At 41.6% G+C, this 25,102-nt stretch carries 19 protein-coding genes; 8 read left to right on the top strand and 11 right to left on the bottom strand.

Features of this window, described 5'->3' with window-relative positions:
• Positions 1-45: 45 nt before the first annotated feature.
• From CWB85_RS06340 to CWB85_RS06325, 4 genes are read left to right on the top strand one after another with little or no spacing between them, the layout of a single operon-like run.
• Positions 46-1,638, top strand: a complete 1,593-nt coding sequence (locus tag CWB85_RS06340) for a DUF4331 domain-containing protein (RefSeq protein ID WP_138554428.1) — start codon at positions 46-48, stop codon at positions 1,636-1,638.
• An 11-nt stretch (positions 1,639-1,649) separates the two neighbouring features.
• A complete protein-coding gene (locus CWB85_RS06335; RefSeq protein WP_138554427.1) occupies positions 1,650-2,162 on the top strand; it encodes a cadherin-like domain-containing protein in 513 nt (170 codons plus the stop codon).
• Between the two features lie 52 nt (positions 2,163-2,214).
• Complete coding sequence (locus CWB85_RS06330) at positions 2,215-3,222, top strand: tetratricopeptide repeat protein (protein WP_016707004.1); 1,008 nt, start codon at positions 2,215-2,217, stop codon at positions 3,220-3,222.
• Positions 3,219-4,331: a HupE/UreJ family protein gene (locus CWB85_RS06325; RefSeq protein WP_138554426.1), complete on the top strand. Its 1,113-nt coding sequence runs from the start codon at positions 3,219-3,221 to the stop codon at positions 4,329-4,331. The genes CWB85_RS06330 and CWB85_RS06325 overlap by 4 nt, the downstream gene beginning before the upstream one ends.
• Here the strand turns inward: CWB85_RS06325 and CWB85_RS06320 are convergent.
• The 8 genes from CWB85_RS06320 to CWB85_RS06285 all read right to left on the bottom strand — a co-directional run bounded on the left by CWB85_RS06320 (position 4,314) and on the right by CWB85_RS06285 (position 16,250).
• The gene (locus CWB85_RS06320) at positions 4,314-4,949 is read right to left on the bottom strand and encodes a TetR/AcrR family transcriptional regulator (protein WP_138554425.1); all 636 of its coding nucleotides are present in this window, start codon (positions 4,947-4,949) and stop codon (positions 4,314-4,316) included. The two genes, CWB85_RS06325 and CWB85_RS06320, sit on opposite strands and share 18 nt — an antisense overlap.
• A 133-nt stretch (positions 4,950-5,082) precedes the next feature.
• The gene (locus CWB85_RS06315) at positions 5,083-6,480 is read right to left on the bottom strand and encodes an efflux transporter outer membrane subunit (RefSeq protein ID WP_016707007.1); all 1,398 of its coding nucleotides are present in this window, start codon (positions 6,478-6,480) and stop codon (positions 5,083-5,085) included.
• Positions 6,470-9,610, bottom strand: coding sequence for an efflux RND transporter permease subunit (locus tag CWB85_RS06310; RefSeq protein WP_138554424.1), 3,141 nt, complete (start codon positions 9,608-9,610; stop codon positions 6,470-6,472). The genes CWB85_RS06315 and CWB85_RS06310 overlap by 11 nt, the downstream gene beginning before the upstream one ends.
• A 12-nt stretch (positions 9,611-9,622) precedes the next feature.
• Positions 9,623-10,777 carry an efflux RND transporter periplasmic adaptor subunit gene (locus tag CWB85_RS06305; RefSeq protein WP_016707009.1) on the bottom strand — a complete coding sequence of 385 codons (1,155 nt, stop codon included), beginning with the start codon at positions 10,775-10,777 and terminating at the stop codon, positions 9,623-9,625.
• A gap of 388 nt (positions 10,778-11,165) precedes the next feature.
• Complete coding sequence (locus tag CWB85_RS06300; RefSeq protein WP_138554423.1) at positions 11,166-12,794, bottom strand: type 1 glutamine amidotransferase family protein; 1,629 nt, start codon at positions 12,792-12,794, stop codon at positions 11,166-11,168.
• A gap of 95 nt (positions 12,795-12,889) precedes the next feature.
• The gene (paeA, locus tag CWB85_RS06295) at positions 12,890-14,197 is read right to left on the bottom strand and encodes a polyamine export protein PaeA (protein ID WP_016707011.1); all 1,308 of its coding nucleotides are present in this window, start codon (positions 14,195-14,197) and stop codon (positions 12,890-12,892) included.
• Between the two features lie 132 nt (positions 14,198-14,329).
• Entirely contained in the window at positions 14,330-15,022 is a 693-nt protein-coding gene (locus CWB85_RS06290) for a substrate-binding periplasmic protein (protein ID WP_029216004.1), read from the bottom strand.
• Positions 15,023-15,134: 112 nt separating this feature from the next.
• Positions 15,135-16,250, bottom strand: coding sequence for an arginase family protein (locus CWB85_RS06285; protein ID WP_138554422.1), 1,116 nt, complete (start codon positions 16,248-16,250; stop codon positions 15,135-15,137).
• A 503-nt stretch (positions 16,251-16,753) separates the two neighbouring features.
• On the opposite strand from CWB85_RS06285, the gene udp reads away from it, so the two are divergent.
• The gene (gene udp, locus CWB85_RS06280; RefSeq protein ID WP_016707014.1) at positions 16,754-17,509 is read left to right on the top strand and encodes a uridine phosphorylase; all 756 of its coding nucleotides are present in this window, start codon (positions 16,754-16,756) and stop codon (positions 17,507-17,509) included.
• Here udp and cdd read toward each other — a convergent pair.
• Both cdd and CWB85_RS06270 read right to left on the bottom strand, forming a co-directional pair.
• Positions 17,490-18,416, bottom strand: a complete 927-nt coding sequence (gene cdd, locus CWB85_RS06275) for a cytidine deaminase (RefSeq protein WP_138554421.1) — start codon at positions 18,414-18,416, stop codon at positions 17,490-17,492. The two genes, udp and cdd, sit on opposite strands and share 20 nt — an antisense overlap.
• A gap of 48 nt (positions 18,417-18,464) precedes the next feature.
• On the bottom strand, positions 18,465-18,842 hold the full coding sequence (locus CWB85_RS06270; RefSeq protein ID WP_029216005.1) for a hypothetical protein: 378 nt from the start codon (positions 18,840-18,842) through the stop codon (positions 18,465-18,467).
• Positions 18,843-19,065: 223 nt separating this feature from the next.
• On the opposite strand from CWB85_RS06270, the gene CWB85_RS06265 reads away from it, so the two are divergent.
• On the top strand, positions 19,066-21,123 hold the full coding sequence (locus CWB85_RS06265) for a tetratricopeptide repeat-containing sensor histidine kinase (protein ID WP_138554420.1): 2,058 nt from the start codon (positions 19,066-19,068) through the stop codon (positions 21,121-21,123).
• A 5-nt stretch (positions 21,124-21,128) separates the two neighbouring features.
• Here the strand turns inward: CWB85_RS06265 and ppc are convergent, their stop codons facing one another.
• Entirely contained in the window at positions 21,129-23,774 is a 2,646-nt protein-coding gene (gene ppc, locus CWB85_RS06260; RefSeq protein ID WP_016707018.1) for a phosphoenolpyruvate carboxylase, read from the bottom strand.
• Between the two features lie 221 nt (positions 23,775-23,995).
• Between ppc and CWB85_RS06255 the strand changes: the two genes are divergently transcribed.
• Together CWB85_RS06255 and CWB85_RS06250 are read left to right on the top strand one after the other, a co-directional pair.
• Entirely contained in the window at positions 23,996-24,361 is a 366-nt protein-coding gene (locus tag CWB85_RS06255; RefSeq protein WP_138554419.1) for a thiol-disulfide oxidoreductase DCC family protein, read from the top strand.
• Positions 24,346-25,095, top strand: a complete 750-nt coding sequence (locus tag CWB85_RS06250; RefSeq protein ID WP_232321821.1) for an SDR family NAD(P)-dependent oxidoreductase — start codon at positions 24,346-24,348, stop codon at positions 25,093-25,095. The genes CWB85_RS06255 and CWB85_RS06250 overlap by 16 nt, the downstream gene beginning before the upstream one ends.
• Positions 25,096-25,102 lie beyond the last annotated feature (7 nt).

Below are 25,102 nucleotides of genomic sequence, written 5' to 3'. Positions count from 1 at the left end.
AACCGTTATAGCTATGACCACTCTCTAAAACTAAAGGAAAAAGTCATGAAAGCTTTAACTCCATCAATATTAGCAGTTGTAGTATGCAGTACCTTTGTAAGCGCCCCAACTGAGGCGTCAAGCCACCGTGAAGCACCGAATATCAGTCGCTTTCCAACGTTAGATTCAACCGATTTTTATGCATTTAATAGCTATGAACAAGGCCGTGGCGACTACGTTACGCTTATCGCCAACTATATTCCATTACAAGATGGCTATGGCGGGCCAAACTACTTTGCAATGGACCCTGATGCCACTTATAGCATTCATATTGATAATGATGGTGATGCTGTTGAAGATATCACTTTCGCATTTAACTTTAAAAGTATGCTGCCAAATGAAAACCAAGGGGTGGCATTAACTGTAGGCCCTGAAGATAATCAACGTACAGTGGCAGTGCCATTGAAAAATGTTGGTGGGGTTGCTGCGGGTAACAATGCAGCGGTGAACTTTAGTGAATCATACACTATGACCATGATCACCGGTGAGCAGCGCACAGGCAGTAAAACCATGCTGACTAATACAATGACCAGCACTAATGAGTTTCATAAGCCGCTAGATTATATTGGCGATAAAACATTCTCATCAATGGATGGTTATAAAAGCTACGCAGCGCAATTTGTTTATCAAGTTGCCATTCCTGGTTGTGAGGGTATGGCAAAAGTGTTTGTTGGCCAGCGCAAAGACCCATTTGTGGTGAACCTTGGCAAAACCTTCGATTTGGTAAACTATGTACCTGTTGAAGGCGACAGTGCGCCAGGCGCCGGTGATGGTGAAGGTTTCCCTGGTGGCATCACCCAAGATGTAGCAAACGATGACTTAGCGGATAAAAATGTCACGGCTATTGCAGTCGAAGTACCTAAAACCTGTGTAACTGGTGAAGGTAATGGCACGATTGGTACATGGACTACAGCCAGCCTGCCTCAAGCGCGTATTTTAAACCCAAATGCTAAATTTGCTAGCAATGCTGCTAATGGTGGTGCATTAACTCAAGTCTCTCGCTTAGGAAATCCGCTTGTTAATGAGTTAGTTATTGGCTTGAAAGATAAAGATACGTTCTCTACCTCTGCACCTAAAGATGACGGACAATTTATTGACTACGTCACCCACCCATCTTTACCTGAGCTGTTAAACATTTTATTCAAAGATGCAGTTAACAGCACCTTAGGTGCCAACCTCGAAACGCTAGCACCGACTAATTTCCCACGTAATGATTTAGTTACTGCGTTTTTAACGGGCTTCCCGGGTGTAAATCAGTTAGCGACGGTAACCGGTGCGGAAATGTTACGTTTGAATACTGCAATCGCAGCAAAAGCGCAGGCAGATCAATCTGCCTTTGGTGTAGCAGGTGATGATTTAGCAGGTTTCCCAAATGGTCGTCGCCCTGGTGATGACGTGGTTGATATTGCACTTCGTGTGGTGATGGGTCGTCTATGTTACCCAATCCCAGTTAACGGTACTGACACAGATTTAGGCCTATGTACTTCTGATCAAGCCAGTGTTGGTAATGTACCGTTTACAGATGGTGCGCCACTTAACGCAACCATGATGGATGCAAGCTTCCCTTACTTAGCAACACCGCTTGCTGGGTCTAAATAAGGAGAACACTCATGCAACACTTTAAATTATCACACCTAGGGTTACTGCTTGCTGCGCTTACGCTCAGCGCCTGTAACGATGACGACAGTGACAAAGTCACTACACCACCTAAAGTCAATAAAGCACCTACAGCATCCGCTGCTATGGTGACCACACAAACTGAAGTCGCAATTACAGACATGCTTGAAGGCTCTGATCCTGAAGGTGACAACCTAACGTTTAGCTTAGTGACGGAACCAATGTTAGGCACAGTGGTAGTCAACAATGATGGCAGCTATACCTACACACCTAACCTTGAAACTACCGGTTCAGACAGCTTTACCTTTGCAGTAAGTGATGGTGTAAACAGCCAAGTAACAGCAATGGTCGATATCACCATCGAAGCACTAGAAGTGGATTTTGCGCAATTTGGCCGTGCTGCATTTAACCAAACTGCAACAGATAAACCATTGAGTGTAAATGGGCGGATATTCACCAACGCGGATGAACAAGCTAACTTTGATGAGCTATTAACAGATAATTAAGCTTTATTTCAAAAAACTTGCCGGCCACGGATGGCCATTTTAGGAGAACACTATGATCACTCGTGTGCTTATTTACATAACTTTAATCGTGCCTTTTCATATATGGGCTGAACCTTATATTCCTAGCGGTGAAACTGTAATTACTAAAGCACGTTCAACTAATATTGCTACACTCAGTACAAATGAACTCATGGCACTGCTACTTCGCAGTCAGCAAGTAGGACAAACAGAAACCAACCAAGGACTGCTAAAGGCACAACTGCATGAACGCTTTATACAATCACCAACAGCGGATATTGGTTACATGTATGCACGTGTATTACAGCGCGAGCACTTATTTCCAAAAGCATTATTAGTTACTCAAGAGGTGTTACAGCAACACCCTGATCATATTAATACACGGCTACTACGCGCTAATATGTTAATGGTACAAGGTAAATTTTCTGCAGCTAAAGAGCAGTGCTTGCAACTTGTGGGCCTGACAACAATCGATGTAGTTAACACCTGTGCGCTTGATGTATTAAGCCAAAATGGGCAATTAGCACAAAGTTACCAAAGCTTGAAAAATAGTAGTGTGCCGCACAAACAAAGTGATACTACACGCCATGTATTAGGCGAAATGGCACTTCGATTAAATAACCCAAAGGCCGCACTAAACCATATAAATACACTTTCTTTAGCTAACGCACCGGTAAGCCTGGTGGTGCTTTGGGCGGATATTCAGCTAGCTCTAGGTCATTATCAAAAAATACTTAATACCATCCCTTCACTAACGAATGATAATCAAAACCTAGAGGATGCACTGTTACTGCGCCTAGCAATTGCTGAACAAAACAATACAAAAAACCCACAAAACAACTGGCAAAAAATCATGGCGAAGCGTGTAGAGTTAAGAGAGTTACGTCAGGATGAGTATCATGCCAGTGATCTTGCTCGCTATTATTTAGATCTTAATAAACAGCCAGACAAAGCCTTGTACTGGGCAAAAGTTAATTGGCAGCACGCTAAACTTGAGTCTGACCAACAATTACTTAAACGTGCACAGGGAGCATCGCTATGAAACAGCTATTTATCATACTTCTCTATAGTGTTTGTTTTATACTCAGTAATGTTGCGTATAGTCACCAACTCAGTACCAGTTACTTAAATTTAGACTTAGTTGAATCAAACGATGAAAAGCGTCACTTCACGGGGAGTTGGCAAGTAGAGCTGGCCGATTTAGAACAAGAAATTGCTTTTGACTTAAATGCAGATGGCTATATCACATGGCAAGAAATAACCGCAAAGCGAACGGCTATCGATGCGTTTAGCGCAGCCTCATTAAATGCCACAACTCTAGATGAGCAGCCATGCACAATCTCTAGCAGCGCATCTTTAAAGCTTGATTCTCATTTTAATCAACCGTTTGTAGTGATCCCACTGAACTTTAATTGCGCCGCTGACAGTACTTTCACCCTTAATTACAAGGCATTTTTTAACCTTGATGCAAACCATAAAGCAATAACCACTATAGAAAACCAAACTCGGGTGTTAAGTGCGGGATATTCTACGCAAACCTTTGACTTAACTGGCAGCAGTTATGCCGAAACATTTACCCAATATGTATATCAAGGCATATTGCATATTTGGATGGGCCCTGATCATATTTTATTTTTAATCGCACTATTACTAACCTGTGTATTGGTTCGCAAAAACAACACATGGCAAGGTATTGATTCGAAAATCGCTATTTTTAAGCACACAGCCTGGATTGTGACTGCATTTACGTTAGCACACTCAATTACGCTAACTGCAACAGCCATGGATTTACTCTCACCTAGTAGCCGCTGGGTAGAGTTAGGTATTGCTGTTTCTGTATTATTTGCAGCACTTAATAATATTTGGCCGCTCATACTGCGATTAGGCTGGATCACCTTTGGTTTTGGCTTGCTACATGGAATGGGGTTTGCCAGTGTATTGGGGGAGTTTGGCTTATCTAATGACTATCAATTACTTAGTGTGTTAGCCTTTAATTTAGGTGTCGAGGTAGGCCAATTGGCTATTTTAATTGTCGCACTGCCACTACTTATTTGGGCAAGAAACCACTCTTGGTATCAAAAATGGTTAATGCCTGCAGGTTCATTCGCGATTGCACTTATCGCCATGCAATGGTCAATTGAGCGGCTCTAGTGACTCAAAGGGCGTAAGTAATGTTTTCATCGCTGGACGTAATGCAACGAGTAACCCCGCTTTATTAATCGAAGGGTTAAGTGTTTTGCGTAATAACAGCCCGCTCATTACAGCAAACATCACTTCTATACGGCTGTCTATCTCAGCCATTGAGGCTAATTTTAACGGGCTCCTTTCACCAATCAGCAAGCTGCGCATCTTCTCTCGCGCCAGCTTGTCTGACTCTCTAAGTAATAGAGCTACTTTTTCATTACGGGCTGCTTCAGCTAGCATCTCTAAATCAAGTGCACCTTGATTTATATCAGTATGGCGCTCTACACCATGATCAAGTCCATCCAATAAAATGGTGACGAGATCACCTGGTTGATCCTCAAACTCTTGAAATATAGAAAACATTTCCTCCATATCTCGTTCGATAATAGACTCAATAATCGCTTCTTTACTAGCAAAGTAATTATAAATATGACCCGCGCTCATGCCCGCTGTTCTTGATATTTCAGCCATGCCTGCGCCATGATAGCCCCTACGCTTAAAGCAATCTGCGGCAGCTGCTAAAACTTGCTCCCTACGAGCATGTGCCAAAGCGGGATCTGTTTTTCTTTTGGTTTTGGTATTCATGGTGTCCTCGAAAAGCGCTGCTTTTCTTTTTTAACCTGATAAATTTAAACTAGTTTACATGATCTTAACTACTGGTCTGTTGCTATACAACTAAAACCATGCAAACTAGCTTTAAAATAAGCCAATACAAGCGTTATTCAGAACGCTGCCAGCCACCACCTACTGCCTTGTACAAGCTTATTTGACTGGCAATAAATGCTTTTTTCCCAGTAATCAACTGCTGCCCTGCACTCACCCAGTTTCTTTGGGCATCGAGTACTTGTAGATAACTGTCCGCCCCTTTTTCAAATCGAGCTTGCGACAGAGTAAACGTTACTTGATTGCTATTATAAAGCTCTTCAAGCGCTGCCAACTGTTGCATATACCCTTCTCTGTCAGCCAACGAATCTGAAACTTCTTTAAAAGCCTGTTGAATGGTCTGCTCATAGGTCGTTAAAGCGATTTGTTGCTGCGTTTGCGCCACATCTAAATTAGCTTGATTTCGACCCATATTAAAAATAGGCAAATTAATGGATGGCACAAAACTCCAAGTCCCAGAGCCAGATGAAAACAAGTTATCTAGCTCGGCCGATGCAGTACCGGCATTTGCTGTCAGGCTTATGCTAGGAAAAAACGCGGCTTTTGCTACACCTATATTGGCATTTGCTGCTAGTAAACGATACTCAGCCGCTTTAATGTCTGGGCGTTGCTCCAATAATTCAGATGGCATACCAACCGGCACTGCGGGAAAGTTTAAAACTTCATCTAAACTCTCAACAGGCAGTAAATCAGGCTCTACAACTTGGCCAACCAATAAATCCAATGCGTTTTTATCGCGTTTTAATAAACGCTGATAATTAGCAATATCCACTTTGGCAGTAGCAACCGTACTTTGCACTTGGGCAAGGCTGAGTTTAGACGCCGCACCAAGTGCATAAGTTTTTTCCATTAGATCCAATGACTCTTGCTGACTTGTAAGCGTCTCATAGGCAAGGGCTAACAATTCTTTGTCCGCCGCATAATTGAGCCATGCATTCACCAGCTCAGAAATTAAACTAATTCTTACACTGGTTTGTGTTTGCTCTGAGGCATATAAAGTCTGTAAAGCTTGATCTGATTGATTACGAACCTTACCCCACAAATCTAACTCGTAAGCAGTCATCCCCACTGTAGCTGAATAACTTTCGCTTATATTTGCACTCCCCGTTGATGATAAATCCGCAGGCAGGCGCTGACGCGTCCCCGAAGCTGAAAAATCAATCGAAGGGTATAAAGCTGAGTCTTCAATTTGGTACAAAGCTCTTACTTGCTGCACATTAAGTGCAGCGAGTTTGATATCTTTATTATGGATTAAGGTCTGTTCAATTAGAGCTTGTAGTTTTTCATTATTGAAAAACTGCTGCCATTTTAAATCAGCAACATTACCTTGCCCAGCTTCCACTGCGTAATTATCAGGTACTGGTAATGGAATGTCTTCAAGCTCTGGGGCCATCTGACACGCGCTTAGTACCAACACACTCATGCTTGCTAGGCTCAATGCTTTAAACTTCATTTGCTTGCTCCTGCGCTACAGCCTTGTGTTTGCCAGGAAAAACTCGTCTGACTAATACAAAGAACAATGGTACAAACACCACCACAATAATTGATGACGCAAGTGTGCCACCAATAACAGAGATACCCAGCGCATTTTGCGCACCAGAACCTGCACTTGAAGCAATAGCCAGTGGCAATACGCCGCAAATAAACGCCATCGATGTCATCATGATAGGACGAAGACGTAACCGTACTGCCGCAATTGCAGCCTCAACTAGGCCCATTCCTTCATCCATTTTATGAATAGCAAATTCAACAATCAAAATAGCATTTTTAGATGCAAGCCCGATGGTCGTTAATAAACCGACTTGTAAGTAGATGTCATTCGATAAATTAGCAACAAAGGCCGCCATTGCAGCACCAAACACCCCTAAAGGTACAATCATCATTACTGCAGCTGGCACTGACCAACTCTCGTAAAGCGCCGCCAAACATAAAAACACCACCAGTAATGATAACGCATACAGCATTGGAGCTTGGCCACCACTTAAACGTTCTTCGTATGAAATACCCGTCCACTCAAACGCTATACCTGATGGCAACTGTTTAACTAGTTTCTCCATTTCATCCATCGCTTGACCAGTACTGTAACCAGGCGCTGCTGAGCCTTGAATTTCCATTGCTGAAAAACCATTATAACGTTCAAGACGAGGAGAACCATAAGTCCAATATGACTGAGCAAATGCTGTAAATGGCACCATCTCACCACTGCTATTACGTACATACCATTTATCTAAATCTTCTGGCACCATACGTGACTCAGGTGTGCCTTGTAGGTAAACTTTTTTCACACGGCCACGGTCAATAAAGTCATTGACATAACTACTACCCCACGCTGTAGACAGAGTATTATTGATATCAACCTGTTTAAGGCCCAGCGCTTCTGCTTTGGCTAAATCAATATCAAGCTCCAGCTCTGGTTTATCTTCTTGACCATTGGGACGTACACCAGCGAGCACTGGGCTTTGTGCAGCCATGCCCAACAACATATTACGCGCTTCGAGTAGCTTATCGTGACCAAGCCCTACACGATCTTGTAAAAACATAGTAAAGCCATTAGCAGTACCCAGTTCTACAACCGCAGGTGGTGGGAAGGCAAACACAAACGCTTCTTTTATGGTTGAGAAATAGCCCATGGCTTTACCTGCAACCGCACCCACTGATAAATCGTCGCGTTGACGTTCATCCCAGTGTTTTAAACCAACAAAGCCAATCGCCGCATTTTGACCAGATCCTGCAAAACTAAAGCCTGTAACACTAAACACTGAACGTACCGCTTCAGATTGATCTTCTAGGAAATGCTTTTCCATTTTTTCCACAACTTTGAGCGTTTGCTCCGTTGTCGCACCCGCAGGTAAACTTACTTGGTTAAACAAAATGCCTTGGTCTTCGTCTGGTAAAAATGCAGAAGGTAATTGTGAAAAGATAAACACCATACCGCCTACAATTAAGCCATAACATAAAAGGTAACGTTTGCTGTGTTTGATCATGCGCCCAACAAAGCTTTGCGCACCACTATTAGTTTTATCAAAGCCGCGGTTAAAACCAATAAAGAAACGACCAAACAATGACTTGTCATTATGAACGTGACTTGGCTTTAACATAGTTGCACACAATGCTGGGGTTAAAATAAGTGCCACTAACACAGATAAACTCATCGCAGTGACTAAAGTCACCGAAAACTGACGGTAAATTACCCCAGTTGAACCCGCAAAGAACGCCATCGGTACGAATACTGCCGACAACACCATCGCAATACCCACCAATGCCCCTTTGATTTCATCCATTGATTTACGTGTTGCTTCAAGCGGTGACAGCTTCTCTTCAGTCATTACCCGCTCTACGTTTTCCACCACAACGATGGCATCATCCACCAGCAAGCCAATCGCTAACACCATGGCAAACATGGTCAAGGTATTAATTGAGTAGCCCAATACTTGCAACACAGCAAACGTCCCTAGCAAAACCACAGGTACGGCAATGGTCGGAATTAGCGTTGCTCTAAAGTTTTGTAAAAACAGATACATAACCAAAAATACCAACACAACGGCTTCAATTAATGTACTGACTACTTTTTCAATTGATAAGGATACGAATGGCGTTGTATCGTAAGGCACAACACTGGCTAAACCTTCCGGGAAAAATGGCTCTAACTCAGCTAATGCAGCTTTTACACCAGCGGCTGTATCAAGCGCATTTGCACCACTTGCCAGTTTTACCCCTAATCCAGAGGCGGGTTTACCATTAAAACGGGCAACAACACCGTAATTTTCACCACCGAGTTCAACTTTAGCTACGTCGCCTAGACGCACAACCGAGCCATCTGGATTGGTCTTTACAAAAATATCTCTAAATTGATCTGGGGTTTGCAAACGACTTTGTGCCGTCACTGTGGCATTTAACTGCTGACCCGAAATAGCCGGTAACGCACCTAATTGGCCAGCTGATACTTGCGCATTTTGCGCGCTGATCGAAGCACTAACATCAGACGGTGTCAGTTTATATTTTTGCAGCATATTAGGATCAAGCCAGATACGCATCGCATATTGCGAACCAAATAGCTGTACTTCGCCTACCCCATTAACCCGCGAGACAATGTCTTGCACGTTCGATGCAACATAATCACCAATGTCGATGTTATTCATGCTGCCATCTTCAGATACAAAACCAACCACCATTAAAAAGTTACGGGCAGATTTAGCCACCGATACACCTTGGCGCTGCACTTCTTGCGGTAATAATGGCGTTGCTAAAGCAAGTTTGTTTTGCACTTGAACTTGTGCGATATCAGAATCGGTATCAGCATCAAACGTCAGCGTTAACGTGGCTGAGCCGTTTGATTCCGACGTTGATGACATATATAACAGGCCATCCAAGCCTTTCATTTTTTGTTCAATAACTTGTGTTACCGTATCCTCTAAAGTACGCGCTGATGCCCCAGGATAATTTGCTTGAATGCTAATGGCTGGCGGCGCAATAGAAGGATACTGAGCAATAGGTAGCCCTTTGATTGCAAGTATACCCGCCAACATAACTACAATGGCCAATACCCATGCAAAAATAGGCCTGTCGATAAAAAATCGTGACATTAAAATACTCCGTTATTGAGTTTTAGCAGTTTCGGCTGGCACTGCATTAACAGGTGCGCCCGGCGCTATTTTTTGTAAGCCTTCAACAATTAACTTGTCACCATCATTTAAACCATCGGTGATCAACCAATTAGCACCGACAGTACGATCTGTTTTTAATACCCGAGGCTCTACAGTGTTGTCTTTACTAACTACCATGGCAGTTGGCTCACCTTTGGTATTACGGCTAATGCCACGTTGCGGCGCTAAAATAGCGTTAGCTTTGACGCCTTCAACAATCACAGCTCTCACATACATGCCTGGTAATAATAGTTTTTCAGGATTTGGAAATTCAGCACGCAACGTCACTGAACCTGTACTTGGGTCAACCGTCACTTCAGAAAACTGTAAGGTACCTTTGTGTTGATACACTGAGCCATCTTCCATTTTTAATTCAACCGCTGAATGGATAGCAAGATCTTTGTTGAGCTCACCATTAGCAATGGCTTTTTTCAAACGTGTTAATTCACTGCTTGATTGGGTTAAATCAACATAAATAGGATCAAGCTGCGTGACTGTAGCAAGTGCCGTCGCTTGGTTAGCACTAACCAACGCTCCTGCGGTCACATTAGATTTGCCAATTTGACCACTGATTGGTGACTTAACCTTACTGTACTCTAGGTTAATTTGTGCAGTCTTTAGTTGCGCTTGTGCAGTTAATAAATCAGCTTGAGCACCTTTATAGCTTGCATCAGCTTCGTCAAAGTCTTGCTGGCTTACGGCTTTTATTTTTAACAGCTCATCATAACGCTCTGATTTTGCTTTAGCGTTAGCGATACTCGCTTGCGCTTTGGTGATCGCCGCTTTACTCGTTGCAACCTGCGCTTCAAACGTCGACGGGTCTATTTGATATAACGCCTGTCCTTTTTTAACTTCAGCCCCTTGAGTAAATAAACGCGATTGGATAATCCCGTTTACTTGCGGACGAATTTCAGCCACTTGCGAAGCGGTAACTCTGCCCGGTAACTCTTTAGTCAAGGTTAATGGTTGACTCTTTAAAGTGATCACCCCAACCGGAATTGCTTGTTTAGCTTGCTGACTGACTTGAGGACTTTGATCGCAACCGGATAAAGCAACTACACTTGCCAAAGCGGTAACAGTAAAAAGAACGACGCGTGAACGCTGCATGTTAACTACCCTTAATTTAGAATGAACGATCATTCTAAATTAATTTATTGCATTTTCCAACGTTAATTGAGAATTATTTTTAAAAGGTATAAGGGGGTGTAAAGGCTTGTAAAAATGCTTGACTGTGCGCTCTAAGTCAGTACAACTCAATAGCTTAAATAGCCGCACTGTGTCATAACGGCTACTTCTTAGGTGCTGTAAAATTAAGTATATGAAAACACTTAAATACAGAGAATAGAAACCACTAAAAGGTAATTTAAAATTATTTATGTGCCAAATGACATGGCATTATTGGCGCTGTTTAGATAAGCATGAATTGCGCAAGGGCATCAATTTAAAATGAGCGACTGACTACTGCACAAGTAGCTCATTTATAAAATGAAGAAACTTACTGAATTGTTGAAATATTCACATTAAGCTGGGTAATTGCACAACCTGTGCTACTTGAATTTAAGCGATGATATTGGGTATTTTTACTCGCCGTTAGCGTTACTAAAAACTGATCCTGTTGGCCGACAGCCGTTTTGTCTTGGCTTAAACACATCGCTTGAGTAAGGGAGCGCAACTTAGCATCCATTAAAATATTACTAAAACGCTGCATCGGTAAAGGCGGCATTTTAATTGCAGGTAACGCATTATCAATACTACGCTGACTTAATAAAAAGGCATCATTCTTTATTTCAATTACAGCGCCTGAAGGCCAATAATCAAATTGAAATTGCTGTTTCGCTTTTGATTTCACATGCACCACACCGCGCTCACCTAACACAGTTAATACATTACCTTGGGCCGATTTTATCACCACTAAGCTAGTCTGTTCGTCAATCCCTAATCCATCTGTTTGCTTACTGGCTGATAAAGAAGTAGCAAGTCCCACGCTGCGGTTCTTCTCGCTAAAATACGTATCCAGTAAAGCAAATGGGACACTGCCTAACCCATGTCCTAAAACGCTTTGTTGGCCTTGCAACGCAGCTAAACTAGAAATTGGTTTAACAGTAACACTGTTGCCTGTCTGCTCCTGCTTTCCTGACAAAAAGTTGCCACTAAAGCCCGAGGTTATTAATACTGGCGCATCAGCAATTGCATCAGTCCACGGGTAAGCATTCCCGCGAGAATCAAATAAAGCAGCCGTTAAACGCTGCTCTGTAGCATTATCAAATTCAGTCCCGACTAACATAATGCCCGTGCTTGCTTTGATCCGCGCCGTAAGGTGCGCTACACCCTGCGAGCAGGCTGCTTGCTCTTGGGCAATACGCGTTGGATATACACGCTCACGATTATAAACATTCGCCTGTGCTCGGTAGGTTGTTAATTGATCACATTGCTTTTCTTGTAATGCTGATACAAGCGAAGGAGTTAAAGGCAGCCATTCAATTGCCACTCCTGTTTGTGATAATACCGTTTCATAATAATTAGCATCAGCATAAGGGTCTCGAGCACCCGTCGTCAGTACTAATAAGCTGGGTTGCTGTGATTTAACTTTTAAACTCGCCGCAATAAATTTATAGCTGTCGGTTAACCACCCTTGAGCTTGCTTGCTGTGTTCAATATCAATATTAAACACCCTACTTTGCCCATTCGGCTTAGCAATTTCAAGCATATCAACAACGTACTCAAATTCAGCTTGCGATAACTGGCTTAACTGCTCACTTGCTATATCGCGCCACGCCCAGAGCAATTCTTGTTTACTAAGCGCTGATGGATGTGTTGTTAACAATCGCTTTAAACTGCTCACTGTTGGCGCCAAACGGCTTTTATCTGCCGTTGGCCAGTGACTCTGTACATCATCAATTACGTGCGAAGTTAATAAGTACACTGCCCCTTTTTCATTCCCTAATGGAGTATCAATATTACAAAACTGGGGAGTTAAGCTAGTGCAGGTTTCAATTGCACTGCCCATAATGATCAACGTTTGTTCTTTATTATCGGCAAACGTTACATGCGATTTTAGTAAAGCAAACAAAAACAAAGCGCTGCTGTTAAAGCACAAAAGCAATACACGCGAAAAAAGCGGCATGAAATACCTTGAAAAAATAATTAAACACGGCTTATATTGTTAACTATCTAATCTGCAACAACAAGCAACGTTTTAAATAACCAACCTTATTTTTCTCACTGTGCGTCATTGTTACTAGTCGCCAACGAAGTTACTTTTGACACTAACAACTGCTCAACCCTTATGCCTTCGACATCAACCACTTCAAACTTAAAACCCGCATATTGGATGTATTCAGCGCGTTTTGGAATACGCTTCATTGAGTAAATTAAGTACCCAGCCACGGTTTCGTAATGCATTTGATCGGGAAATTCGTCGATCTCCAAAACTTTTGCCAGATCTACAACAGGGGTTAAGCCATCGACTAACCACGAGTTTTCGTCTCGCTCAATGATCAGTTCATCTCCGGTATGAGTTATCAAATCGCCCATAAACCCTTTCATTAAATCTTTTACTGTTACAATACCTACCACTAGCGCATATTCATTAACCACCACAGCAAACGGTTTAGCTGCCGCTTTAAATGCGTTTAGCGCTTCAGATAAACTGAGTGTTTCTGGTAAATAAAAAATATCTTTCTCAAGCATCTCGCTGTTGATCTTTGCTGCATCTCCCTTGAGTACTTGGCGTAAGATATCTTTCGACTCGACCGAGCCGATTAATTTATCTAAGTTACCATTGCACACTAAAAAATGATTATGAGGGTGCTCAATAATTTTACTGGCAATGTCCGCACTCGCTTCATTAATATCAAAATAAACGATTTGGTCTCTAGGTGACATAACACTCGATAAAAAGCGCGCTTCTAAGTCAAATACGTTACCAATTAAGTCATACTCTTGCTGCTGTAAACTGCCGTATTCAGCACCAGCGTCCATCATCGCAACAATATCTTCGGTGGTGACGATATCTTCACGCTCGGCGGGTACTTTAAATATTCTTAAAATGACGTTCGTTAAGCCGTTAAAAAACACCACTAATGGAGTTAATGCAAAGGTAACCCAACGCATTAAGGTAACCAGCCTGACAGCCACAGCTTCTGGCATGATCATCGCTAAACGCTTTGGCATTAAATCAGCAAATAGAATAAATAATGAGGTAATCGTGAAAAACGAAATTAAAAAACTAATTTGTGCTAACAGCGGCCCTTGGTAAACCATCACCAACACACTTTCTACATAAGGTGAAAGTGCCTGTTCACCAACAATACCACCTAAAATGGCGATCGCATTTAAGGCTATTTGAATCATGGCAAAAAAAGCGCCGGGTTGCTCTTGCAGTTTTAAAACAGCAGCCGCTTTTGCATTCCCTTCATCAGCCATAACTCTTAATTTAATTTTACGCGATGCAGCAATGGCGATTTCCGACATCGCAAACAACGCACTGATCAAGATCAACAAACCAATCCCGATTAAGTCACCCATTTATAACTCCAAAAATAAGCGCTTTTATAAGCAAAAGCAGCTGGATTATAGCCCCTTTTAAAGGTTCGGCAATTGAAATTTAAGTAATATTAAAAAGCTTTTAATATCAGTAAGCTAAAAGTTATTTAAAGCTTATTGATAGGTACTAAATGCGCTGCTGAGTCTCGTTTTGGTAGGATTGTCTAATTGTTTATTACACGCAAAGTAAAGCCCTGGTTGCTCCAGATCCAATCGTAAAACAGGTAATAACTTATCAGCCATATCACCTTTTGCTTGTTCGTATTGCGCACGTTGCTCGGGTAAAACAACCATATCGATGCTGTTTTTACGGTTTTGAACTATTTGGAAAATATTATCAAAGCTACTCATTAACATCAGGTTTTTACCTTCTTCAAAACCTTGTGATAATAAGTAATGGTGGCTGTAATTATCTTTTAATACCGCAATCCGATATTGCTTTGCTTGCTCCAAGGAAGTAATCGCTATATTTTTGGAGTTTAAGGCATATAAATAAGCGTCTAACTCGGCTAATTTAGCAATCCAAACAAATTTATTTTCACGGGAAATTGAACGCGTCATCGAAAAAATACATGTCTGCGGATCACGCAGCGCCATGTTAAATGCTGTACTCCAGCCATTGACTGATATTGCATAATCAAGCGCTGAAGCATCTAACACTCGGCGTACTTTATCAGCAATATCCCCCACTAGTTGGTTATTTTCATCAAGGTATTGGGCAGGTGGAAAGTGCTCAGTCACTATATTTAATTTAGCGACACTTTGACTACTAATAATTATGAATAAAAAACAACACCACTTAGCCACTATTTCCCCACAAATTATTATTTTAAGTTTTGATTGAGCGTAAATTAAATATAACGGGGAATCACTGATTTGTGAATTAAAAAAGCAGCATGTCATTGCATGCTGCTTATTTTTATTTTACTTGATTCATCGCATTAATTAAAAAAGCGGAAATTTTCGCACCTTCTCTCAGCGTGGTTTCAGAGCTTGATTGACCAACAAGCGAGCTATCTGTAAATGGTGCGATTTCCATCATATCTGCGCCAGTTATCGGAAACTCATCAGCTAATGCCACTAATATATCTAATGCATGATTAGGTGTTAAGCCGTTACCTTCAGGTGTACCCGTTGCCGATGCAAACTCTTCATCCAAAGCATCGATATCAAAACTAACATAAAGCTCATCCACATTATCTGCCTTTAACTGAGCAATCACCTCAGCCGCAACCGCTGGTGCACCACGTTCAATGATCTCATGCGCCCAATGTTGCTTAATACCGAATGTCGATTCCCAGTGCTCCTTAGGTTTACCACTTGAACGAATACCAAATTGAATAAGGTGATGTGGTGCAGGCAAGAACTCTAAAATATGAGTACACCATGAGCCAAAACATAAATCGATACCTAAACGCTCAACAAGTAAATCTGTATGTGCATCAAAATGAATAATCGCAGTACGTTTACCTTGCTCACGCTTGGCTTTTAAATAAGCTTTTGTCAGTGGGTAACTAATTGAGTGATCGCCTCCAATACCAAAAATACCTTTATCTTTAAAGGTTGCGTAAAAGCTGTCGCAGACATCTTCCGTAATAGATAAAGGGCTTACGTAATACTCACTGTTTGGGTTGTCGTACAATGCTTTTTGGCAATTGCTGATAGTTGCATCATTTAAGTATTTATCATGCAATAAATGGGGAATAACCCGCACATCGCCTAAATCAAATGATTTAGCCTGTGGCTGTTGATCAATTAAGGTGGAACGTAAAAATAACGGCCCCCAGTTAGCGCCACGTAGTATTCCACCACCACAATCAGAGCTGATCCCAAGCGTAACAGCTTTGTATGGGCTCTTTGATAAAGTGTCTAACGAGTCACGCCACAAAGTATCTACATTATCTTCTTGTCCATAGAGTTTCATGCGCAGTGCAGCTTTACGTTCTTTTGCGGTATTCACCGTAAAAACACCATCACCAGGTGGGCATAAACAGTGCTCAACTTTGCTTTTAAATGTTTGCCATTGTGTGCTCATAACGATTCCTCACTTTGCTCTTTTGCGTAATTATGCAAAAAGAAAACTGCTAAAAAATAAATTTAATAAAAGCTTCATTTAGCGTTGTTGGCCCAAAAAAAGTGCAAATAGCCAAACCAGCCTCACCTTCTAAAAAACAATTTACTTAATATAAAACATAAGCTTAACTTTTATTTTCAAACAGCGTATAAATTCAAATTATATACTCAGTAAGATAGATATAGTGTCTATACAGACAAGTCAACCGGCTTGGCTATTGCATCGCTGTGCTGACTGCTTGATTATTCAAATGCAATGAATAAACCTTAAAGTCTATTTATTTTTTAAGATTAAACGGGTAGCTAAGCAGTTGGTTATCAGACAGAGCACCCCCTATTTTATAAAAACGGACATCCGTCCTGTACAGCATTTAACATTCTGGTAATTATGCTAAATTGACAACGACTCTTTAAAAATTAACGTGGCTATCACGTTAAAAGCAAAAGTAATAATAAGGCTTCGCTATGGAAAAGGTATTTCACTTAGGGCTCACACGTAACGACTTACAAGGCGCGACATTGGCAATTGTGCCAGGCGATCCAGATCGTGCAGCCCGTATTTCTACGTTTCTTGAAAACCCCACATGTCTTGCTAAAACCCGTGAGTTTCACGTTTATTTAGGGCAACTCAATGGTCACTCTGTGGTGATTTGCTCAACCGGTATAGGTGGCCCTTCAACATCTATTGCTGTGGAAGAGCTGGCACAGTTAGGTGTTGATACGTTCTTACGTATTGGCACAACAGGCGCTATTCAACCACATATAAATGAAGGTGATATCTTAATTAGCCAAGCTTCTGTGCGTTTAGATGGCGCAAGCCAGCACTTTGCACCACTTAGCTTTCCAGCTGTATCCGACTTTTTTAGCACTCAAGCAATGGTTACAGCTTGTGGTAATTTAGGGATTGATTTTCATATTGGTATTACTGCATCAAGCGATACTTTCTACCCAGGGCAAGAACGTTACGATACCTACTCAGGTTATGTACCAAAAGCGTTTCAAGGTAGCTGTGAAGAATGGCAAAAACTGGGAGTCATGAACTATGAGATGGAATCAGCAACACTATTCACTATGTGTGCTGCCCTTGGTTTAAAAGCCGCTTGTGTCGCAGGGGTATTAGTCAATCGTACGCGTCAAGAGATCCCAAATGTAGATCACGGCGAGATTGAGAAGAAGTCCGTCGCCGTGGTACTCGAAGCTGCTAAATTACTGTTGGTTTAATCTTCAATGGTAAACTGATGCTTTGCAGTGCTGGTAAGTCATTATAACTTGCCAGTACTGCTTGACTGGCAGTTAACTGATTTTCCTTGCCTTGCGTTTGCAATAACTCAATCCCTTTGACAACCTCTTTACTCATTGTCAAACCAGCTAAATGTAGTTGGCTTACTGCACTTTGTAGTGGCGATAAACTTGGGCTATACGCTGCATTCTCAGCATAACAGCCATAAAAATCACCATTTTCGAACGTGCTAATTTTAACCGCGCTATAATTTCCCGAGTAAGGAACGTACGCTGCCAACGCGCAACTGAGTAACTGCTCATCAAACTCAGTCGTTACAGCAAACCCATGCAATTGAGGTGCAGGATTAAAGAGGCTATATGCATTACCTAAATCCTGTGGGCCAAATGCATAAGGTAATAACTCGGCTAATTTAAACTGCTGTTTTGGCAGTAAAATATCAAAGCTCTGTGCATCTGCCAATTCATTCATAAATTGGCGGCAATAGCCGCATGGTGCATCGCTGATAGCAATTTTTACAATTTTTTTCGCCCCATTGAGCCACGCATTATTAATAGCAGATTGCTCCGCGTGTACCACAAGGCTTAATGCCTGCTGGGTAAATTCAACATTCGCGCCAAAATAAAAATGTTGCTCACCTTGTGCATCAAGACCGCACACTATTGCACCTACAAAAAATTGCGAAATAGGTGCAACGGCAAACTGTGCCGCAATAGGAAGACAAGCACGTAAAATTACATCCACCGGCTGGTTATACTGTTGACACAGAGCTGCCACATCAGTGCTGGGTAAAATACCCGCATGGCGTTTTATTGTTAGATACAACTGTTGTTGTTGCCCAGCACTAAAGCTAAAAGCAGTGGCTGTTTGAAGAGATGTTGTAGGCATAGACTAGTTTCATAATTTAATGGCTAACTAGTCTAAAATGTTCAACGCTTAAATGCTAGGTTGATTTACTAACCAATTTTTAGCGCTATTAAAACAATCAAAGTTTTCGGCTTTAATATCGAAACGTTTTGCCTTTTGCAAAAACAAATCGTGCATAAAGCCATCAAAGCTTACTACTCGCGCAACAAAACAACGAGCTAACCAATTTGAAATTGCTGGCATTATCGTTATCAAATCACTTGCGGGAAATTTATGGGTCAACTCGGACACATCAACCAATAATTTATTGCTGCCATACATAGACACATACTGCTGCGCTATTTGATAAAAATTTATCACATCCTGTGCACTTGCTGTCCCTCTGAGCGTCATCATGATCAACGACGTGGATGCATCATAGGTGATGCAAGTAGACACATTCGACATTTTACTACTCGGTAATTAACACACTTGCCCCAATGGCAAAACAGCCGACATTCTAGATAAAATATAAAAACAGTCAATATCTAACAATAAATCAGGTCTGACCAGAGCGCAAAACCAACCCAAAGGATTAGTTTTGTTGCTGAAATGATACTAATGGCGCGGTGAAAAATAACAATTCTTCGCTATACTAAGTAAATGCTGTATACAAGGTAAGCCCCTCATTATGATACTGTCGTTCTTTTTTCGTATCGTCGCATGTGTATATTTACTAATTTTTAGCGCAACACTTTTTGCAGCGCCTCTTACTGACTCTGAATATGAAGAACTCAGGCAAAATATTCGCACTGCTTATGCTGAGAACCCGGTCACTGCAATAGATTTCACTAACACTATTCTAGATACCAAAGAGCTCACTCTTGAACAACAAATTAAAGTACTCAATTACAAAGCTTGGTTCCAACTAGAAACTGATCAACTTGAAGAAGCAATGCGTACTTTGGTCACTTATAAAGCCATGACCTTACGTTCAAATGATCCCACTTTAATCTATGGATATTATAATATTAGCGGTGGAATTTACTCTAAACTTGCTCTGTACGAACAAGCACTTAATTACTTTTTGCAGGCCCTTGAACAAGCCAATTTACGAAAAAAAGAATTAGTGCATCAAACTGAAAATAACATTGGCGAAGTATACCTTGCATTACATAAGCTTGATGAAGCTGAACATGTTTTTACTCAATACTATGAATACACTAAAACACTCAATAAGCCGTTAGATTTCTCGATTGCAATGACCAATTTAGCGAAAGTGATGGTGGCAAAACAACAGTACCAAGCAGCAAAAGAGCTACTTGATCGTGCAATAACATTACAACGGGCTAATCAATTTGATTACCATTTATCGTGGAGCTATCAATTATTAGGTCAAATTGAACGAGAAACTGAAAACTATCCAAGCTCGGTAAATTATATACAACAAGCTATTTTATTATTTACCAATAGTGGCACGCCTGTTGAGCTGATCAACGCTAAGCTATCGCTTGCTAAAACTTACCATCAAATGGGCGAAACAGAGAAAGCAAAGCTGTTAACTCAAGAAATACAACAGCAAGCTAAGCAACTCAAAAATTTAAGTTTAACCGCCACTGTAAGCGAATTTTCAGCCTCACTCTCAGAGTCGACCGGGGACTTTGAAACTGCTTTAATCGCCTACAAACAATATAACCAAAGTAAACAAGCGCTGTTACTGCGCCAATCTAATGTAAATTTAGCCAAAGCAATCGCTGAAGTGGATATAGCAGGTAAAGAGTTAAAAATAGCTAATCTAACCAAAGAGCAACAAATTAAAGCAACAGAAGCAAAAGCATTCAAAGAGCTATCTTTAACCATCACAATTTCATTAGTGGTACTACTGCTTGGTGCCATGTACGCCATTCGCAGTGTTCATAATCAAAAGAAAGAACTGGCAAATACCTTAGAGGTGCTCACCAACACACAATCTCACTTAATCGAGGTTGAAAAAATGGCTTCGCTCACAGCACTGGTTTCCGGTATGGCTCATCAGTTAAATACACCCATTGGCACTATTGTTACGGCCAGTTCGTTTATTCAAGACAACTTACAACTACTTGAACAAAAGTTTCATAATAAAACACTCTCTCCTAGTGACTTTAATGTTTTTATTCAACAAAGTAATACAGCTAAAGATTTAGTGATCAGCAATATTAATCGGTTAGCCACCATGATTGAAGAATTTAAAGCGTTAAATGTCTCCATTGCGTTAGATAAACCGATGAGCAAGATTGAGCTGAACAGCTTTCTCACTGAACGAATGAGCACATTACAAAGTTATCTTTCTAAAGAAATTACATGTGAGTTTAGTGGTGCAGAGTTAAGCATTACTACGTACCCATCGATCCTGGGTGACATATTTAAAACCTTAGCCATTAATGCTTATGAACATGGCTTTAATAATACTGACAATGCATTAATCAGCATTGATATTCAACAGCGTGATGACCAAGTGATCATTGTTTTCCAAGATAATGGCAGCGGGATAGATAACGCTATCTTAAAAGATATTTTTACGCCGTTTTATTCCACCAACCCAGGCGGAAATCATTTAGGGTTAGGACTGAACGTGGTGTTTAATGCGGTAAAATCTAATTTATTTGGTAATATATGCGCCGAGCCTTGTGAGAACGGCGCACGGTTTGTGATCACATTACCAATTGATGGCCCCAAAGCTGCAAAAGAGCACAATGAAGCCATAAAATAAAGGCACTAACCGGTATTACGCATACCTGCAGCGATGCCTGTCATAGTGATCATCAGTGCATTATCAATATCACCCGAGGCACCTTCTTGTGCTTCACGAGAACGTTTAAGCAGCTCTACTTGCAGTACATTTAGCGGATCGGTATACGGGTTACGTAAGCCAATAGACTCTTTGATCCAAGGTTGATCAGCCAGTAAGCTTTGCTGCGGGCTTAATGATTGCACGAGTGCAATCGCCTGCTTAAGCTCTTGGCGTAGTTTGTCACCCAGCGGCTTATATTGCTCCTCAACAAGAGCATCGTCATAATGCGCGCTTAACCAGCTATCCGCCTTACTAAATACCATTTCGAGCATTTCTAAACGAGCGCGGAAAAACGGCCATTGTTGACTCATTTCATTTAGAGTCTCCACACCATACTTTTCAAGTGCAGCTTGTAAGCCTGTTAACGCACCTAACCATGCAGGTAGCATAAGGCGGTTTTGACTCCATGCAAAAATCCACGGAATTGCACGTAAGCTCTCAACACCACCATGCGGATTACGCTTAGCTGGGCGCGAACCTAAAGGTAACTTACCCAGCTCTTGCTCCGGTGTAGCCATTCTAAAGTAAGGAACAAAATCTTCGTCAAAACGCACGACATTGCGATAATGCTCGCATGATTTTTCGCTGATCAGCGCCATCACATCACGCCATTCTTCTTTCGGCTCTGGCGGTGGTAATAAGTTACTTTCAAGCACGGCACCGGCGTAAATGTTTAAGCTCTCAAGCGCAACATTTGGTAAACCAAACTTAAAGCGGATCATTTCACCTTGCTCAGTAACACGTAAGCCGCCTTTGAGTGAACCCGGTGGTTGTGAACGTAGGGCTTGGGCAGCAGGTGCACCGCCGCGGCCAACCGTACCACCACGACCATGGAATAATACCAGCTCGATACCGCGTTCTTCTGCTAAATGTACTAGCTTATCCATCGCTTCATATTGAGCCCAACCAGCTGCCATCATGCCTGCGTCTTTGGCTGAGTCAGAATAGCCGATCATCACGTTTTGCACGCCCTCAGCTTGACCACGATACCAGTTATTATCTAATAACTGCGTGATCACATCGCTACCAGCGTTTAAGTCATCCAAAGTTTCAAACAATGGCGCTACAGGGAGTTTAAAGCTACACCCACTTTCTTTTAGTAACAGTTGTACAGCTAATACATCAGAGGCTGTGCGCGCCATAGAAATGATGTACAAACCAAATGTTGAGGCATCTTGCTTAGCGATCACATCAAACGTGTCGAGCACTTCTTTGACATCTGCACTTGGTTGCCAATGTTTAGGAATAAGTGGACGTCGCGAGTTAAGCTCTGCCAGTAAGAATGCTTGCTTATCTTCTTCTTGCCATTGGTCGTAATCACCTAACCCTAAATAACGGGTTAATTCTGAAAACACATCGCTGTGACGTGATGAATCTTGGCGTACATCTAATTTCGCTAAACGGATCCCAAAACTATTGATACGGCGTAATACGTCAAGTAGTAAACCATTAGCAACCACGCCCATGTTGGTTTGTAGCAATGAGCGATAACAAGTTTCAAGCGGCTGCTTTAACTGGTCAATATCAGTCACGACATCTTGTGCATCGGTGCGCTTATTCATGATCTTAGCGCCAAGGTGAGCAACAGTCTCGCTCACTTGTGCTTTGAGTGTTTTTAGTACAGCACGATACGGTTCAAAATCTTGCCCTGCTAATTCAATAAGTTCATCACTGGCTTGCGACATTGAAAGTTCAGTACTGAGGGTCTCGATGTCACGGCTGTACAAATCAAGTGCCATCCAACGCCCATGATCAAGTACTTGCTGAGTAACTTGGGCAGTGACAAATGGGTTACCATCGCGATCGCCGCCCATCCAAGAAGTAAACTCTATTGGGCTATAATCATTAGGTAACTCTAAATCCAGATGCTGTTTAACTTCTTTACTAAAATCACGTAAAAAACGCGGCACAGCGTGCCATAAACTATTTTCAATTACTGCAAAACCCCATTTTGCTTCGTCTATTGGGGTTGGGCGTGAGCGGCGAATATCATCAGTATGCCAGGCTTGGCTTATCAACTGAGCAATACGATTTAAAATATTTTCCCGCTCATACGGTAAATTATCGGTACGCTCAAGCGCCGCTAAACAGTCACTTAATTCAACGTGTTTATTTATAATTGTACGGCGGGTTACTTCTGTTGGATGCGCAGTAAGCACTAAATTGATATGCAGTTTTGCGAGCGTGTCTGCTATTTGATTTGGATTCACTTTCCCTGATTGTGCTTGGCTAGCCAATACTTTTAAGGTTTGCGTAAGCGGGCTTAATTGGCAAAAACCAACATCATTAAAACGTGAGATAGTGTGAAATTGCTCTGCAACGTTAGCTAAATTTAAAAAATGATTAAAAGCACGAGCTACCGGTAGTAACTCTTCATCGGTTAAAGCATGCAGAACATCAATTAAGGCTTGGCGGTCTTGCTCGTTTCCTGTGCGTGATGATTTTGCTAAAGCACGAATTTCTTCTACTTTATCTAAAATCGCTTGTCCTTGGGCGTCTTTAATTGTTTGGCCAAGTAATTGACCCAATAAATTAACGTTCCCACGCAAGGCGGCATATTGTTCACTCATTCCTGATACTCCGTTGTTGATATTTATACCATAAAGGCATTCTTAATAAGCAATGTACGATTTTTAAAATGTGGAGTGTGAGATGTGCTAAAAATCGGCATTTTGCTTACCTTTATATTTGTAAGATCCTATTAATATCATCCTAGCGGCTAATTTAACAGATCCAAGGCTTATTCTATTTCGTAACAAGAAATAATGTACCGATCAATTTTAGGTAAATCATGATCATTTTTTACGATGGTAACTGCCCATTGTGCACCAAAGAAATGCGCTTGTTAAAAGAGGCTGATATATATAATAAAATAACGTTAGAAGACATTAATACCAATGACTTTGAACAACGTTTTAATTACATAAAGCACGAAGATGCACTGGCTTTTTTACATGGTCAGCAAGACAACGGTGAAATGATTTATGGCTTAGATGTTACTTTTGCCGCATGGCAAACGGTTGGCCGCCATAAATGGTTAACAATATTGCAGCTACCTGGTATACGTTTTATGGCAGATCAGATTTATAAAGTGTTTGCAAAATACCGCTCACCGATTGCCCGATTAACGTGTAAATCTACATGTGGTATAAAATAATGCCTGCAAGCTATATTTTATTTGGCGCAAGCAGTGCCATTGCTAAAGCTTACATTGCCCGCATAGCTGAAAATACGCCCACCGCAAACGTGATTTGTATTAGCCGTTCATCACTTGCGCTATCACAAAATACACTGCAGGTTACCCAGTTACAAAGCGATTACTCTCGTTCCAGCTTACAGAGTATAAGTGAGCACTTACGCTCTCATCATATTATCCCTTCACAGGTGATTATCTTTAATGGTTTACTCCACTATGCTCAGGCAATGCCAGAGAAAAAATTAGAAGACATAGACGAAACGTACTTCTCTACCTTGCAAAGCAGTAACGCACTAACCCCAATTTTATGCATACAAGCCATATTGCCATTACTTGATCAACAAACGCCCTGCACAATAGCTGCGCTCAGCGCCCGTGTAGGCAGTATCGACGACAACCAACTAGGCGGTTGGTATAGCTACCGTGCCTCCAAAGCGGCGTTAAATATGTTGTTTAAAACAGCGGCGATTGAACTGGCTCGCAGAGCAAAACAAACGAGGTTGGTGTTATTTCATCCGGGTACAACCGATACTGAGTTATCAAAACCATTTCAAAGAAATGTTGCCAAAGGCAAACTCTTCCCCCCTGAATTTGTGGCTGAGCAGCTTTATACCCTCTTACAGCAACCAGAGCAGCTAACGGATATAGGCCAACCTGCTTATATTGATTGGCAAGGCAAACATATCAATTGGTAAGGATTTT

It is taken from the genome of Pseudoalteromonas sp. S1727, from assembly GCF_005886375.1.
GTDB lineage: Bacteria > Pseudomonadota > Gammaproteobacteria > Enterobacterales > Alteromonadaceae > Pseudoalteromonas > Pseudoalteromonas haloplanktis.
The sequence above is the reverse complement of the archived record's forward strand: the minus strand, read 5'-3'. Positions and strand labels throughout refer to the sequence as shown.